This window comes from Mesorhizobium sp. STM 4661 (assembly GCF_000359125.1).
Classification (GTDB): Bacteria; Pseudomonadota; Alphaproteobacteria; order Rhizobiales; family Rhizobiaceae; genus Mesorhizobium.
Window position 1 is genome coordinate 24,310 of record NZ_CAAF010000012.1, and the last position, 16,392, is coordinate 40,701.

11 protein-coding genes and 3 pseudogenes are annotated in these 16,392 nt (G+C 58.2%); 4 read left to right on the top strand and 10 right to left on the bottom strand.

Annotated features, from left to right (window positions below; genetic code table 11):
• Positions 1–24: 24 nt before the first annotated feature.
• From MESS4_RS03660 to MESS4_RS03685, 6 genes are all read right to left on the bottom strand, one after another.
• The gene (locus tag MESS4_RS03660; RefSeq protein ID WP_006326738.1) at positions 25–1,263 is read right to left on the bottom strand and encodes a serine hydrolase; all 1,239 of its coding nucleotides are present in this window, start codon (positions 1,261–1,263) and stop codon (positions 25–27) included.
• A gap of 315 nt (positions 1,264–1,578) precedes the next feature.
• Entirely contained in the window at positions 1,579–2,622 is a 1,044-nt protein-coding gene (locus tag MESS4_RS03665; RefSeq protein WP_006326747.1) for a dipeptide ABC transporter ATP-binding protein, read from the bottom strand.
• The gene (locus MESS4_RS03670; RefSeq protein ID WP_006326748.1) at positions 2,619–3,620 is read right to left on the bottom strand and encodes an ABC transporter ATP-binding protein; all 1,002 of its coding nucleotides are present in this window, start codon (positions 3,618–3,620) and stop codon (positions 2,619–2,621) included. Before MESS4_RS03670 ends, MESS4_RS03665 begins: the two co-directional genes overlap by 4 nt.
• Before the next feature lie 7 nt (positions 3,621–3,627).
• Complete coding sequence (locus MESS4_RS03675) at positions 3,628–4,509, bottom strand: ABC transporter permease (protein WP_006326749.1); 882 nt, start codon at positions 4,507–4,509, stop codon at positions 3,628–3,630.
• A gap of 1 nt (position 4,510) precedes the next feature.
• Complete coding sequence (locus MESS4_RS03680; RefSeq protein ID WP_006326750.1) at positions 4,511–5,452, bottom strand: ABC transporter permease; 942 nt, start codon at positions 5,450–5,452, stop codon at positions 4,511–4,513.
• A complete protein-coding gene (locus MESS4_RS03685; RefSeq protein ID WP_006326751.1) occupies positions 5,452–7,047 on the bottom strand; it encodes an ABC transporter substrate-binding protein in 1,596 nt (531 codons plus the stop codon). Before MESS4_RS03685 ends, MESS4_RS03680 begins: the two co-directional genes overlap by 1 nt.
• Before the next feature lie 445 nt (positions 7,048–7,492).
• Here MESS4_RS03685 and MESS4_RS03690 point away from each other — a divergent pair.
• Positions 7,493–7,831: pseudogene (locus MESS4_RS03690) on the top strand (M24 family metallopeptidase); the annotation flags it as partial.
• Between the two features lie 95 nt (positions 7,832–7,926).
• Here MESS4_RS03690 and MESS4_RS03695 read toward each other — a convergent pair.
• Positions 7,927–9,004 (bottom strand): annotated as a pseudogene (locus MESS4_RS03695) (IS5 family transposase).
• A 715-nt stretch (positions 9,005–9,719) separates the two neighbouring features.
• Between MESS4_RS03695 and MESS4_RS03700 the strand changes: the two are divergent.
• Both MESS4_RS03700 and MESS4_RS03705 read left to right on the top strand, forming a co-directional pair.
• On the top strand, positions 9,720–11,039 hold the full coding sequence (locus tag MESS4_RS03700; protein WP_198292719.1) for a P1 family peptidase: 1,320 nt from the start codon (positions 9,720–9,722) through the stop codon (positions 11,037–11,039).
• A 281-nt stretch (positions 11,040–11,320) separates the two neighbouring features.
• Positions 11,321–12,451, top strand: coding sequence for a P1 family peptidase (locus MESS4_RS03705; RefSeq protein ID WP_006326783.1), 1,131 nt, complete (start codon positions 11,321–11,323; stop codon positions 12,449–12,451).
• Positions 12,452–12,812: 361 nt separating this feature from the next.
• Here MESS4_RS03705 and MESS4_RS31080 read toward each other — a convergent pair whose 3' ends face one another.
• Positions 12,813–13,031, bottom strand: coding sequence for an ATP-binding cassette domain-containing protein (locus MESS4_RS31080; RefSeq protein WP_006326784.1), 219 nt, complete (start codon positions 13,029–13,031; stop codon positions 12,813–12,815).
• A gap of 178 nt (positions 13,032–13,209) precedes the next feature.
• Here MESS4_RS31080 and MESS4_RS34275 point away from each other — a divergent pair.
• A pseudogene (locus MESS4_RS34275) lies at positions 13,210–13,322 on the top strand (transposase); the annotation flags it as partial.
• A 227-nt stretch (positions 13,323–13,549) separates the two neighbouring features.
• Here the strand turns inward: MESS4_RS34275 and MESS4_RS03715 are convergent.
• Both MESS4_RS03715 and MESS4_RS33260 read right to left on the bottom strand, forming a co-directional pair.
• Positions 13,550–15,364, bottom strand: coding sequence for a CocE/NonD family hydrolase (locus MESS4_RS03715; protein ID WP_036240627.1), 1,815 nt, complete (start codon positions 15,362–15,364; stop codon positions 13,550–13,552).
• 636 nt (positions 15,365–16,000) lie between these two features.
• Positions 16,001–16,270, bottom strand: coding sequence for a hypothetical protein (locus MESS4_RS33260; protein ID WP_006326799.1), 270 nt, complete (start codon positions 16,268–16,270; stop codon positions 16,001–16,003).
• Between the last annotated feature and the right edge of the window lie 122 nt (positions 16,271–16,392).

The window sequence follows — 16,392 nt, forward strand, 5'->3', positions numbered from 1 at the left end:
CCCGGAGGTTGGTGCACGCGCAGGCTAGCCGCGCAGCATCAGCCCTAGAGCTAACATTTGCGGCATCGTGATTAGGTCGCTGGCGTCGGCCGACGCCACCGGATGCGACGCGAAACGCGCGGCCACCATCTCCGCCTCTGGCGCGATATAAAGGCGCTGGCCGTGGATGCCCCGGGCTTCGACGGCGCCCAACTCGTTGTGCGTCACCCACCACTGGCTGCGATACGAGTATCCGTCGGGGAGCTTGGCCGAGTGGTCGCCCTTTTGCACGTCCTGCACGACCGACGCGGGAATGAGTTGTTTACCACTCCACACGCCTTCGCATCGCATCAACTCGCCAAAGCGTGCGAGGTCACGCAGGCTCGTGCTCAAGCCACCGCCCGCCATTGGGATGCCGGCACTATCGACGACAACATACGCGTCTTCTTCGCAACCAAGCGGGGCCCACAGGCGCTCCTGCAACAACTGCGCAAACGAGCAGCCTGTCACGCGCGATATCACCCAGGCCATCACTTCGGTGTTGACGGTTTTATAATCTAGGGTTTCGCCGTGTGCGCCTTCCTTGCGAACGGTCGCAAGGTAATCGCACATCGTCTGCGGTCCGTCATAGCCGGCCAACCGCGGCCGAAAACCACAGGCGCGCGAATACGCCCAGAGGTCGGAGTTCTCGTCGGCGTAGATCTCAGTGTGAGCCAGACCAGTCTGCATGTCCATCACCTGGCGCAGGGTGGCGTCTTCCCAGGCCGTGCCATACAGTTCGGGCAGGTAGTGCGAGATCGCTTTGCGATCGTCGAGAACACCTTCGTGGACGAACGCTGCGGCGAGCGTACCCGCGTACGACTTTGTGACTGAATGGCACGCGTGGGGCAATTGCGGCTCGAGCGCCCCGAAATACCTCTCGTAAACGATGCGTCCGCGATGCAATACCACCATGCCATCGGCGTAAGTGTCGAACAGCGCCTCTTCGAAGCGGCGTGGACGGCCGTTCGCGTCCGTGAACGCCAACGCGTCGATCTCGTTCGTCCGGTCCTGGCGCTGAAAATGCGAAGGTGCGCCAGGGCCGCGCCACACGTTCACAGTTGCGGTTAGTTCGCGCATGTGTGAAAGCGACCAGCGGATCTGTGGAAAGGTTCGGAAGCAGTCGCTCTCGAACGTGATGCGCTTGTCGGCGGGGGGAGGCGCACCATGCATCCAGCCGAGCTCCCGCGGATCGGACGCACGGCCGTCAAGATAGCACTGGCCGTCGAATTCAAGAATGCCCATTTACAGACTTCCTTTCATCAGTTGTTGCGGGCCGAACCTTCGGCACCGGAACATTCTTGCTTCCAGTCCCAGTTCTGGGCGTGGACTAACCAACTACATTGCACGGTTCTTCTGAGCAGGTTGCCCCGTATCGGGGCCGCCAATTTGGTCCGTCATCAAGAGGCAGCCTATCGGGTGGAATATGTTGCGAAGTCCCCTTACGAATTCGAACGGCGTGTTACGGTCATGTTGCCGTCCGCACTGATGCGGATGACCAGTTATGTCTGCCAGCGGAAATGGCTCGTCAACGAGGCATACCAACCTGGCGTTCCAATTCTATCTACCGGTAATTGCTGAGATTGGCGTAGCCAAGTTGGCCACTGCATACACCTGGCCCGGCATGCCTGTGGCCGGAGCGCGCACGTGACAGGCCACGACGCGCCCATCTACCATTGGCACCAAAGGCGGCACTTCGATGCGGCACCGCTCCACCGCGAGTGGGCAACGCGGATGAAACGCGCATCCGCTCGGCGGATTGATGGGGCTTGGTACCTCGCCCTCGACGGCTGCTTCTAGTCGAATCCGCGTGGGATCGGGCACCGGAGCTGCCGCGATCAGCGCCTCGGTGTAGGGATGGACCGGTTTCGCGAAGAGCGCCTCGCTCGGGGCGAGCTCCACGATCCGCCCCAGATACATGACGGCAACGCGATGCGCGATCTGCTCCACGACGCCGAGGTCATGTGAGATGAAGACGAAGGCGATGCCCATCTGCTGCTGGAGATCTAGAAGCAGATTCAGGACCTGCGCCTGCACGGAGACATCCAAGGCTGACACCGCTTCATCGGCGATGATGAGGGAGGGGTTGAGGGACAGGGCGCGTGCAATGCCGAGCCGCTGGCGCTGACCGCCCGACAATTCGGACGGGAGCCTGTGCATCATTTCGGGCGACATTCCGACTTTTCGGAGAAGGTCCGCAGCGAGTGCCTGACGCTGCTTCCGGTTGAGGTGCTCAAAGTTCTCGACAGGCTCCGTAATAATTTGCCCGGCAGTAAGGCGCGGATTCAGCGAGGAGTAAGGATCCTGAAAGACCATCTGCATCCGACGGCGCCACGCGTGGAGCGTGTGCTTCTTGAGGCTTGCAATATCGGTTCCCTCGATCAGTACGCGCCCGGCCGTCGGCTCGACGAGCCGCATCAAGAGCCGCGCCACGGTAGACTTGCCACAGCCGGACTCGCCGACGATGCAAAGTGTCTCGCCCGCTTCAACGGTGAAGGATACATCCTCCACCGCCCGGATCACTGGAATGCTTTTCTTGAAGAATCCCGAGCCAAGCGGATAGTGCTTGGTCAGATTGTCGACTTTCAGCAGAGGACCGTTCATGCGCCCATCACCTCTTCGGCGCGCCAGCAAGCCGCGGCGTGGCTCGACCCGACGTCACGCAGCAAGGGCGCCTTCTCGCGGCAAATGTCGATAGCGAACGGGCAGCGAGGAGCGAAGCTGCAGCCGACAATGGGCTCGCGCAGGCTCGGCACGATGCCGGGAATTTCCGGAAGGCGGCGCTGACGGCCGCGCCGTCGGTCTGGCACCGATCGCATGAGCCCCTGAGTGTAGGGATGCGCCGGGTGCGCAAACAAATCTGTCACGTTCGCTTGTTCTACGATCCGGCCAGCGTACATCACGATCACGCGTTGGCATGTCTCGGCTACAACGCCCAGATCATGCGTGATGAACATGACAGCTGTTCCCGTGCGCTCTTTCAGATCGACGATGAGTCGCAGGATCTGCGCCTGGATGGTGACGTCAAGCGCGGTCGTCGGCTCGTCGGCGATCAATAATTCCGGCGAGCAGGCAAGAGCCATGGCGATCATGGCGCGCTGGCGCATGCCGCCCGACATCTCATGCGGATAGTTGTTGACGCGGCGTTCGGGGTCCGCGATGCGCACGAGCCGCAGCATCTCTTCTGCTTTCTTCATGGCCTCGGAGCGGGACGCCTTTGTGTGGATCTGCACCGCCTCGGCGATCTGCCGGCCGACCGTATAGACCGGGTTCAGACTCGTCATCGGCTCCTGGAAGATCATGGCGATCTGGTCGCCGCGGATATGTCGCATCTCTCGATCGGATAGATCAAGCAGGTCGCGTCCATGAAAGCGGATCTCGCCGCCGACGGTCCTGGCGGTCAGCTTCGGCAGCAGACGAAGGATCGACAGGGCGGTGACGCTCTTCCCGCATCCGGATTCGCCGACGACCCCCAGCGTTTCGCCTTTCTTCACATGGAAGCTAACGCCGCCCAAGGCGCGGGTAACGCTGTCTTCGCCGTAAAAGTGCGTCTCAAGGTCTCGAACATCGAGAAGCACATCATCGCCTACAGTTTGATGCATCTGCACGTTACCGTCTCCGCTTCGCGCGGGGATCGAACATATCGCGCAAACCATCCCCGAGCAGGTTGACGGCAAGCACCGTGACCGCAAGGCAGACACCGGGGGCGAAGATCGTCATTGGAGCGATCGCGAGATAAAGGCGCGAACTGGCGATCATGTTGCCCCAGCTTGGAATCTCGGGCGGCACGCCCACGCCGAGGAAACTCAGCCCCGCCTCCGTCAGGATCGCGCTGGCGCAGACGGTAGCGCCCTGAACCATGAGCGCCGGAACGGTGCTCGGCAAGATATGTCGCCACAGCACCTTGGGCAGGTGCGCACCGCCGCAGAGCGCGGCCTCCACGTAGGGACGCTCCCGAACCCCCAGAACCACCGAACGAACCAACCGCGCTACGGCTGGCGTCTCCGGGATTGCGATCGCAACGATGAGGATGCCGATTCCGGGTCCTGTCAGAGTAATGAGCGCAATCGCCAGCAGAATCGTCGGGATCGACATCAGGCCGTCCATGACCCGCATGACGATATTGTCGAAGCTGCGGCTATAGCCGGCGACAACGCCGATCAGAAGCCCGACCATGGCCGCGCTCGCTGCCGACAGCAGCCCTACCAGGAGAGAGATCCGGGCACCAAAGATCGTTCGGGCAAACACGTCCCGGCCCAGATTGTCACTCCCCAACCACATTTCGTCGGAAGGCGGCTGGAGACGCTTGAATGGATCCATGTTCACTGGATCGCCTGCGTAAAGCGGGGCGGCGAGCGCCAGGATGATCAGAAGCGCCAACAGGCCCCCGCCTGCGATGACCAACGGATGACGGCTTGCCAGACGGGGAAGGTCGGATATTCGCAGGCGGCCCGTAGGGACGTATTCAACTGGTGCGGACATAATCGTCATATCAGTACCGGATGCGGGGATCGATCAGGGTGTACGCCAGATCGACCGTGAGGTTGATAAGGACATACAGACCCGAAGTCAGGATCAGCACACTCTGAATGATCGGATAGTCGCGGTTGTTGATTGCATCCACGACCAGACGACCGATACCGGGGATGTTGAACACCGTTTCCGTAAGCACGACTCCGCCGATCAGATAAGCGAAGCTTATGCCGATCACCGTCAGGATCGGGACCCCAGCATTCTTCAAGGCATGGTGAAAAAGCATGGAATAGGACGAAGCGCCTTTGGCGGCAGCCGTTCGCATATAGTCTTCCGACAGGACCTCGAGCATGCTCGCCCGCGTAACCCGGGCGATGAATGCAATGAAGCCAAGACTTAACGCCACTGTGGGCAGGACCAGATGCACAAACCATGGCCCAAGGCCACGCTCGATCGGCAGGTACCCCTGGACCGGCAGCCAGCGTGTCTTGATGGCAAAGAAGTATATGAGGAAATAGCCGATGACAAAGACCGGGACGGAATAACCAAACGCTGAAAAGGCCGCGAGGAGCCGATCGACGAGCCCGCCAGTCCGCCACGCGGCAAGGATGCCGATGGAGACCCCGACTGTCACCGAAAGGATCATTGTCAGGATCGACAGCGAAAGGGTCGGTTCAAGCCGCTGCGAGATCAGATCAAGGACCGGTCGTCCGGCAAAGATCGAGGTGCCGAAATCGCCGCCGAGCACGTCGCGCACCCAACGTATGAACTGAACCGGCAAAGGATCGTTCAGGCCCAGCTTTTCGCGGATGCCGGCGATCATCTCCGCGGTGGCCGATTTGCCGGCGATGATCGCCGCCGGATCGCCAGGAGCCAGCCTGAGAAGCAGGAAGACGAAGATCCCGACCATCGCCATGACGGCGATGGCCGAAATCGACCTGCGAAGAATATAGGCTGCCATTATGACGCCTTCTGCATGTTCCACATCGGAATAAGTTCCGGCATGCCGATAAGGCCGGTAAGCGTCTTGCGGCGTGCGATTGGGCTAACAACCCGACCCAGAAAAACTGTACCAGCAAGATCCCAAGCAACTTGCTGCATCTTGCGAGCCAACGCCTTGCGCTCCTCGAGTGTTGCCACATCGGCCCATTTGGCGCGAAAAGCCTCGTACTCTTCGCTGTTCGGCCAACCAAACCAACCTGTCTCACCACGAGCGCCAAGAGACTCTGTTGCTGTAGGATCGCCTCGGGAGGCGTTGGACTCACTTGTTATAAAGATGCTCCAGCCACCCTCGTCCACCGGACCCTTGTTAGCACGGCGGGCCACAAGTCCACCCCAGTCGCTCGCCGCTAGCTCGGCGTTGACGCCGATCTTCTGCAACTCGGCCGCCAAAACTTGTGAGGTGTTGCTTGCCTCTGCCCAGTCCGTCGGCTGCAGTATGACGACTTTTTCGCCTGCATATCCAGCCTCCTTGAGGAGTTGCTTCGCCTTCTCTGGATCGCCGCCCTTTTTTAACCATCCTGTGTTTTCCCCGTTCGATACCGGATTGCCGTCGCCAAAAAACGAAGTGACGGTACTGCTGTATTTTGGGTCAGGCGAAATGACGCTCAGATAAGCCGCCTGGTTGATCAAATGAAGAACCGCCTGACGCGCCCTCACATTGTCAAACGGCTTTTGCAAACAATTCATACGCAAGAAATAAACTTGACCAGATGCATCGAGAACTTGGAGCGCCAAATTAGGGTCACTCTCTATGACAGGGTAAAAATCGGCGGGCGGCCCCTCAAGGTAGTCAATCTCGCCCGCCTGCAAGGCCGCCAAAGCAGTCTGCTGATCGCCGATATTGTCCCAGATGACCCGATCGACCTTGACTATCTTCCCGCCAGCCAACCCATTAGATGGCTCGCTGCGTGGCACGTAATTTTCGTTGCGGTCGTAGGTGAAACTGGCGCCGGGCTTCGCCAGAGCATGATTGAACTTAAAAGGCCCAGATCCGACGTTCGCGGTAACTGCGTCGGTCGCCGGTGTAGCAGCATCCTTCTCGCGCATGACGTAGAGGTTCTGCGTCAGGATAGTTGGGAGAAGCCCCAGCGGCTTCTTCAGCACTATGGTGAATGTGTTCTCGTCCTTCTTAGAGATGTCGCTTGCCCGCGCCATTAGCAATTGGCCACCAGGTTTTACTTGGCCCCATCGACGGATCGAGGCAACACAGTCGGCCGCGGTGACGGGGGTTCCGTCGTGCCAGCTGAGGCCATCGCGCAACTCAAATGTATATGTCTTCTTGTCGTCTGATAGGTCCCACTTTCCCACCATTTGCGGTTGTGGCATAAGTTTAGAGTCAAGCGAGAACAGCGTGTCGTAAACCGCTGTTGCGTGGTCTAAAGTGATGTTAGTGGTCGTAACTACGGGATCGAAGATGGTTAAGCCGCCGACCTTCACCATGTGCACAGTCCGTGCGTCGGGGGGCACCGTCTGTGCGCGCAGGACTGACGGCATCGATAAGACGGCTCCGGCGGCGATACCCGTCTTGAAGAGGCTGCGTCGAGAAATCGTCATCTTTCATTTCCCTTTTTAGCGCGGGTAAGCGCCTTTGTTTCACCGATAGTTGATTGCAAGGCCGTTTGCGTCAAATTCAGTTTATGTATGTTCGCCATCTCGCACCGAGATGACGCCTACAAGGTCTGTATCTCATAGAGCCGTCTCACTCAGCAGCCGGGGCGTTGCGCTGGACCTGCGCATAACATCCTCAAGGATGCGCGAAACCGATCCCTCGAAGCCGTTCCGCCAAAGGTTGTCGCAGAAAGTGATTGATCCTAACGAAAAAGAGTGCCCTCGGGCTTATCGAACTATACTATCTCGGCCTGGGCCAGAACCTCCTCAGGCGGATCGCACCCGAGACTGCGACGCACAATCAGCTCTCCCGCACCAATTCGACGGAAGCAGGCTCGCCTTCCGATCGGGGGGGAATCACGGCTTTCTGCGGCGTCCCTAGCGGGTATAGGCCGTGCTGGAAGGCATGGAGGCCGTCCTTGCTGCGATCAAGCCTGGTGTTGTGGCGGAAGACGTCGAGGCAAGCTGGCGTAACGTCATCCAGCGCTACGGCCTGAAGAAGGAGTCCCGCATCGGCTATTCGATTGGCGCCGCTTACCCGCCGGATTGGGGCGAGCATACGATTAGCCTGCGTCAGGGCGACAAGACGATCCTGAAGCCGGGCAATGTTCTCCACTCCATCCTCGGCATGTGGATGGATGGCTGGGGGATCGAAGTCAGCGAAACGATCCTCGTCACGGCCAATGGCTGCGAAACGCTGACCAGCTGGACGCTTCGATCAACGTGCTGACTGAAGTATGACTGGCGCCTTTCCGCGCGTAGGTACGTCGTTCGCCAGCGATTTCTGGCTCGCGCCGCGCAGTCGTTGGCCCTTCCGGCCGTAGTTCATGCGCCAGCGATGCGGTCCAGATAGATCAGGCGCTTCATGTTATAGAGGTGTTGGCCATGCCGCTCTTCGTCGTGGCGCGTGCGATGCCGATTGTTCGGATGAACAGCCCCATACGGCTCTTCTGCTCGGCGAAGACATGCTCGACGCGAGCGCGGACTCTCGACTTGATGTTGTTGGCGCGCCTAGTGGTTTCGGGCATCGGTCTGCCCTTCGGCTTCTTGCGATGGACCCGGCTGATGAAGCCCTGCTTCTCCATGAAGGCCTCGTTGGCGTTCGATCTGTAAGCGGTGTCGGCCCAAACGCTCCTGGAGGTGTTGGATCTGTCGAGCAACCCCTCCCGCAGCCTGGCTCCCTCTAAGCCGCCGCATCCGTTGCCAGCCATTTGCGGATCAGGCCATGCTTGGCGTCGATCGAGATGTGGTTCTGATAGCCGAAAGCGGGAATGGCGATATCGACTGGTGGCATCGTGCCGTCTGCCTGCGGCTTGGCCTTGGTGAACTTGACCGTCCAGCGCGCGTCGCGATTTTTCTGGCGTAGTTTCGCCGGCTTGTCCTGCCAATCTTGCGGGATGCGACCGGCCTTGATGTCGTCCTTCTCCTCCTTCGTGTTCCTCTGCTTCGGCGCGGCGATAAGGCTCGAATCCACGATCTGGCCCGACATGGCAATGTAGCCCGCCTCGCACAGCATCGCATCGAAGCGTTCAAACAAGACTTTGATCGCTCCGGTCCTCGTCAGCCTTTCCCGAAACAGCCAGATCGTGCGCGCATCGGGAACCCGGTCCGAAAGTCCCAGCCCAAGGAACCGCATGAACGACAGCCGATCATTGATCAGGAACTCGGTGCGTTCGTCCGACAGGTTGTTGACAGTCTGGATGACCAGCACCTTCAGCATCATGACGGGATCGTAGGGCGGGCGTCCACCGTGCGGCCCGCTCGTATAGGCAAGCGCCCTTTCCAGATCTCGCCGGAACGCCTCGAAGTCCACAACCCGGCCATAGGCTTCGAGCTGATCGCCAAGGTCGCTCAACCGCCGAAGCCGATCATCGACATCGAAGAACCCAGGCGAAGTCCCCATAGAAATCTCCAATCGCCATCAGTAGCCGATGGAATCACAATCCGACAGAAATGGCGAGGTTAATAGGAGCGTCCAGCTTCCCGCGGGAGATCCATGTCAAGCGCTGAAGACGGCAAGGGTTGATGGATCCTCAGCTGGAGCCGGATGATCGAATCCGGCGTCACCTCACGCTCTGGAAGAGGCCGGGTTGAGCGGAATCAGGCCTGTGGCAGGCTTCGGCCTCGCCGTGGACGTCGTGGGCACGGCCGTGAACCGGCGGCTCAGCGCCTTGGTGAATAGGCGCTATCCGTCTCCACGAAGTGACCCTCGTCCAGCCGTCCCTGCGGCCGCCGACTCATGTTCAGGGTCGACAGCAACCCGATTGAGCGCGTGCCGGGCAGCTGCTCCGGACTCATGATAAACCCAGATGGCTCTTTCCTCAGTTAGCAGGACGAAATGCATCTGGATTCCAGATGGACTTCGGCAATAATCTATATTTGACCCGGTGCGATCATCGCGGTGAAATTGGCTAAAGAGCGACCGCTGCGGCTTAGACACCAAACGGTAATCGCATTGAGGAAACTTCACGCAACTGGAAAATGACGTTCGATTCCGTACGCTATGACCGACGACACTGGTATTCCAGACCAGAACAACATTTCCTTTGAGAACGACATTACAGCAACTGAGAGCGGGAGAACCTAGTGACAGAGCGGGAGGGGGTGGGAATTCAGGTTTGGCTGAGCCTGGCGTGAATGTCTGCTTGCAAGGAGATTGTTCGGTCGGCTCGCCACGCGGGCTATCGGCGGGTCAGGATTTCAAGCCGGTCATCAACGCCGGGGAAAAATTCCTAGAGTTCGATTGGCCGATGCTGGAGATCGGCACCGGCGAGTACCAAGAGGGACCCACCGGTGTGACCGTCTTCCGCTTCGGAAAAAAGGTGCTTGGCGCGGTCGATGTCCGTGGCGGCGCTCCCGGCACGGTCAACACCGACTACCTACGTCTCGGCTGTGACCGCCCGGAACTCGATGCAGTCGTGTTCTCAGGTGGTTCTTGGTACGGGCTTGAAAGCATCACTGCCGTAGCTACCGCCCTGAAGGACGAAAACATCCGAAACGGGTTCTGGGACAATGTCGCACTCTCGGTCGGCGCCATCATCTACGATTTCGGCGAGCGTAGGCTGAACGAAGTGTATCCTGACAAGAAGTTGGCGCAGGCTGCGTTCAGAGCAGCCCGTCCGGGAAAATTTCCACTTGGAGCTTATGGCGCTGGCCGTTTCACGAGATCCGGTGGCTTTTTCGGATGCGCTGCCTATTCGGGGCAAGGCGGAGCCTTCAGGCAGATAGGCGAGATCAAAGTGGCTGTCTTCGTTGTGGCCAATCCCGCAGGGGTAGTTACGAACCGGGATGGTGAAATCGTAGCAGGCTACCCCGATTCGAATTGGCCCAAATTCTTGAAAACGGCTGACCTTCTCGCGGCCGTTCCAGCCAGCTGCAAGCTCGGCTGGAACGGCGTGCCGGAAGGCAGCGACAACAAGAACACGACGATCAGTCTCGTTGTTACGAACCAGAAGCTGAACTATGCGGAACTGCAGCGACTTGCGGTTCAGGTGCACACATCAATGGCTCGCGCGATCCAGCCTTTCGCGACCATTGGCGACGGTGACGTCCTCTATGCGGTTTCAACAGATGAAGTGATCGGCGAGCAAGACTCAGATATCGCCCCCTCGGCTTTCGGTGGAATGAACGTCGGGGCTCTGGGCGCGATTGCCTCAGAACTGATATGGGACGCCATCTTGGTTTCCGTGCCGGATCAACCGCAAGCTGACGAGCCATCAGAGAGCGAACGCCCGCAGGCAAAAGAACTCGAAGCCTTCGCCGGTAGATACGATTTTAGCTCGTTCGTAGCGCTCCAGGTTTCTTTCAAGGACGACCGGCTCTTTGCCCTGGCCACGGGAGAGCGAGCCGCTTACGCGATCGGCAAGGAACAGCCTGTCGAACTTCTGGCCACTGGCAGCAGATCGGCACGCGAAGCTGACAGCTGCATCAGGAGGTAGAAAAATCATTCTCGCTCCACAGTGCTCATGCCGATGTTGTGCCTCGCGCTCGGTCAACGAGGACGCAACGACAGAAGACATCGCCCGCTATCTGTTCATGGCGATGAGCGAAATCATTCCGGCTGCAGCATTTAGCCTCGGTACATGGCGGCCTCTTTTCCCAGTCGAACGGTCGCCGATGATGGAGTTTCGCAGGTGCCGATGGCGGTAACTCCCTCGCGAGCACAGCGAGAGCCGTCAGAGTGAGGCATACAAAGAACCCGGCCAAATGGACACCCTCAATGACAGTCAATAAGAGCTTGATCTCTGGAGCTGCGGCAAAGCTGCGGGCACGCGACCTGGGATTGCCGTTTTCCGGAAAGACCGGACCTCTCAACGCCATTACTGATGTTGCCGGTGTGGAAGTGGGCTATGCCACCGTGATCAGCGATTCACCTGGAGTGAGCAAGGGACCGGCGCGCACTGGGGTCACAGCCATTCTTCCGCGGGGCCGCTCCGGGCCTCTGAGGGCCCCCGTATGGGCAGGCTTTCACTCGCTTAATGGGAACGGCGATATGACAGGCACACACTGGATTAGGGAGGCTGGATATTTCCAGGGACCGATCGGCATCACCAACACCCATAGCCTAGGAACGGTTCATCAGGCGATGCTGCAATGGATGATTGAGAAGCCGGATACCGGGTTTGGGGCCTATCCCTGGGTGCTGCCTGTCGTAGCCGAAACATGCGACGCCTATCTAAACGACATGAACGCCTTTCATGTCACGCCGGCGCATGTGATGGAGGCTCTCAATAGAGCTTCTGGCGGGCCGTTGGCAGAAGGCAATGTCGGCGGTGGAACCGGGATGATCTGCTTCGAGTTTAAGGGAGGCACAGGAACGTCGTCCCGCGTCGTAGAATTGCTTGGCGAGCGCTACACGATCGGGTGCCTTGTGCAAGCGAATTTTGGCCTTCGTCCTCTCTTGAAGGTTCTTGGAGTCCCGGTAGGCGAACACCTCACTGCGGACCGGCTCTGGGCCGGCGAGCAGGGGTCGATTATCGTTGTCGTCGCGACAGATGCACCGCTCATGCCCACCCAACTGGAACGGATCGCGCGGCGCGCCGGCCTTGGCATTGGCCGGACCGGAACACCATCAGGGGACGGCTCCGGTGACCTGTGTCTTGCCTTCTCAACGGCAAACCTCACCAAGAGCCAGTCGGCGGCCGCACCCGCAATGGGCGAGCTCACTTTCCTACCGAACAACGGGCTCGACACGCTGTTCGAGGCGACGGCGCAATCCGTGGAGGAGGCAATTATCAATGCCATGGTGGCCGCCGAACCCATGGTGGGACGCGAGAACCGGCGCGTCGCTGCAATCGACCACGATGCTGTAAGAGAGGTCATGCGGAACTATGGACGATTGAGCGCGTGATCCGAACAGAAGCGCCCCAGCCGGCGCCTGAGCAGCGGAATTTCGCTGCGACACCGGTCTAAGGCATGCGGACATCGTGGCGCAAAGGGAAAGCTTGTCGGAAAGACGGTGAGATGAGGCGGCTGGCGGCCAACGCTCATCAGACGCTCCTGCCCCACCATATCGCGGCAAGGTTTCCAGAAGCGCTCGTATACGGATGACTGGGATTTGCATAGAGATCGTCGGCAGCGGCGCACTCGACAAGATCCAGATAATGCTCATGCCGGTTTCCTCGCGTAACTTCTGGACGAGTTCTAGGATCTGGGCCTGGATCGTCACGTCGAGGGCGGTCGTCGGCTCATCGGCGATAAGCACCTTTGGGTCACCGGCGGAGCGCAAGGGCGATCATCACCCGCTGGCGCATCCCTCTGGAGATCTGGTGCGCATAGTCGTTTACCCTGTCCTGCGGCGAGGGAATGCCGCCCCGGGAGAGAAGTTCGATCGCACGCTTGCGCGCCTCGCTACGGCTGAGACCGAAGTGCTTGCGCAACGGCTCCATCAACTGGTAGCCGACCGTGAAGACCGGGTTGAGCGATGTCATCGCGTCTGGAAGATGAACCCAACCTCGCAGCCGCGGACCTTTCGCATTTCGCTCGGGTCGAGTGACAAAAGATTCCGGTACCCGAGACGCACCCTCCACACACGATTTCAGCATGCCTGTTCTAAGTCGCGCGAGATGCGCACCAAGGTTGCCACTTCGCCGGTTCGAATCGGTGGCACTGCCAGAACTCGGAGACCTCGACGAAAAGGCCGCAGCCTCCTTATGCGGTCTCGCCCCGATGAGCCGACAATCCGGACGATGGACCGGACCGCTTTCATTGCTGGCGGGAGAGGTCATCGTCCGACAAGCATGTAGTAACGCTCGATATTTTCGTTCCATAAACGGATGAAACAATCTCTCGAACGGATTCAATTTAATTCTTATTTAAACAGAGATTCGATTACAGGGTTGCATCAAGTCCAAATTTCATTTCTTTCGTCTATTGGGAATCCCATTTCCTTTTTTTGGGGGTAACGTCACTTCCCGTCACGTTGCAGCCGTCTGCTTAGCCGATCGCGTCACGCCGCTCCCGATGACGCAGGAATAATAGGCAGCTTAATGTGAGAAGGATAAGTACTATTATGAAAGACCGAATTGACGGCTACCTCCACTCGGTGGTTCTGTCCCAACCGTTCACCCGTATTCGGGTTGATATCAAACCGGGGGAAATTGCTACTGGAGATGTCCAGCCGAATACGATGGCCAGGCGCAAAGTAGTTGCTGCTAGGAGGGAGCAGAACTTTGATCTCGTACACCTTGCTTGGCTCCAGTAGCGACGGTTCAGTATAGGAGTCACGATACCGCGCCCGTTGAATACCATCGGTTATATTCAAAGCAAACCCCATGGGATAGTCCGCATTCGGCAGATAAACGTCCACAAGCTTCGCGGTAAAGTCCGTATCCCTCGATGAAGAGCTGATATACAAGATAACTTCAATCGATCCAGTTACCTCTACCCCTTCTTCAAGAGGTTCAGACTCGAACACTAGCACGTCTGGCCGGGAAGCTAAGGGTAAGTTTGCCTGATGCCCCGACTCGGGACGGGTGCGCTGATCGAATCCTCCGACTTCCATGGAATTATCTGCTGATGAATTGCCCCCCCCCACGGTGGGTACCGGGTCCTTGGGATTAAAACTGTACATGGAAGGTTGCACGTCCTTCTCGGGTTTCCTCGGAGACAACACGCCTCCAGACTGGAGATAGAACGGTGTATAACAGGTGCGAGCCAGCGGCCATTCGGTTTCATACCGCCAGTAACCGCCGTGATCAATACGATCCAAATCCTCGATTTTGCGCCCGGTTCCGCCACCCATCACAAAGATTTTCACCCGGGGCTCATCGAGGATACCGGTATCGATATTCCGGAGAGTCTGTTCAAACCAGGCTAGCCTTAAATCGTTATATTCGAGGGCAGCGACAATCCCGAAGTGCGCCTCCCCGGCGTGCGGCAATTCCAATTCTGCATGGTTCCATGGTCCCATAATGAGTTTTATCGGATGTTTTTTGCGTTTGGCTAATTCATGAAAAGCCTGCACAGTGACATGCGAGTGTGAGTCGTACCAGCTGCCAAGCAAATATACCGGCACGTCGGCATAAACATCCCAGTAATCGTCGGCGTTGCGCCCGATAGCCTGCCAATATTCATCGTATTCGCCGCGGTTCTGTACATTGAGGGCAAAGTCCTCGTATTCTGGTAAAATGGCGAGAGGCGAGCGACCCTTGCGCAGGGGCATGATGTCCAACCATCTACGCATGTTTTTTCTGGCGTCGGAGAGGATTTCTCGGATTACAGGATAGCGCCAAGACTTCCGGTCCTCCAGTGCCATGACAAATGTCCAGACGATTATGTCCAGGCGTGCGGCACCACCCTGACGTAGGCGTCCGCTGTGATGGTTGGAGAAGCCTTGGGAAATAAATTGGGCGCCAAGGTGCGGAGGGTTCGTCTGTCCCAGAGCCGCTTGCGCAATTGCAGGATAAGAGAGACCAATAGTGCCCACTTTCCCATTGCACCAAGGCTGTTGGCCAAGCCAGGCCATTGTATCGTAACCATCCCAGGCTTCGCCTGGGCCCCAAGCGTGAAAAGTCCCTTCAGAGCCGTAACGTCCACGTACATCCTGCATCAGCACAGCATAACCACGCCTAGTGAAAAAACAGGCTTCCTTGCCCCGCCCTTCCCCCCGTTTATCGTACGGGGTGCGGCACAGAATAGTCGGAAAAGGTCCAGGTAAAGGCTGCCCTTCCTTGCCAGGCAAGTACAGATCGCCCGCAAGATTCTTTCCGTCACGCATTGGGATCATGATATCGGGTCGAATGGTAACATCATCGTGTCTCATACTGCCGCCTTTCTTATGTAATACCGTTATAGTTTTTCCTTTCGATGTTCTTAGTTAATTAACTCAATTGCATCCCCGTCACGTTGAATAATGCCACCCAATTCACTTCGTGGATAAATATGTTCTCCGCACTGACGCTTGGATAACGGAAATATTCCATCGAATGTTGAAGAAACATTGCGAGGTTATGATCAATATCTTCGAAAACGTCGTACTCAGGGAGACGAAGACGGCGGCCCCGCGTTGGAGGCACGCGAGAAAGAGGGCGAAGGCGAAGTGTGACTTGTCGAATACGCCCGGCGAGCGTAGCCAGATCGGCGTATGTAACATCGGCATCCTTCTGAAGAACAAGAGCAACGCGTTCCGCTCGATCGGTTAACCTGAAAGCGTCGAATAGGTTACTCACGACAGGGTCTCTAGCGCCACGGATCGTTTTACCCGACAGCTTCGAACGTCATCCGGCATAGGTCGTAATGTCTGTTGTGATAATGGCGGCTGGCGTCTTTCCCGCGCATGACGAACAGGGGCCGTCCCAACGACGCGAGGAGATCGATCAGCAGTCCCGGTGGCTCCATGAGCGCGATGGAAAGGTCTTGTCGTCCGTCTACGAGATATCCTTGACCGCTCCATGATCAACTATCTGCCGGATGCACCTGACCCCAGCGACGGATCGAGGCGACAGTCTGCCCCAATGACGAACAGCGTGTCGTAAATCGCCAGGCCATGGTCCTGGGTGATGGTAGTCGACGTCCAGATCGGATCGAAAACGGTGACGCCACTGCTATTCACATACGGACCGTCCGCACGTCGGTTGGCGCTGTCTGTGCCCGCAGGACGGAAGGCATCGCTAGGGCCCGTTCCGGCGGCAACGCCCACCTTGATGAGATTGCGTCCAGAGATCGTCATGTCCCAGTTTCCCCTTTTTTGACTTAATGGCGCGGTTAATCCACGTGCCTATCTGCTTGATGAGCGCTGCGACAGTCAGCTGCGGCCGAGAGATCTTGCTCCCGAACGCCGACCTGCCGAAA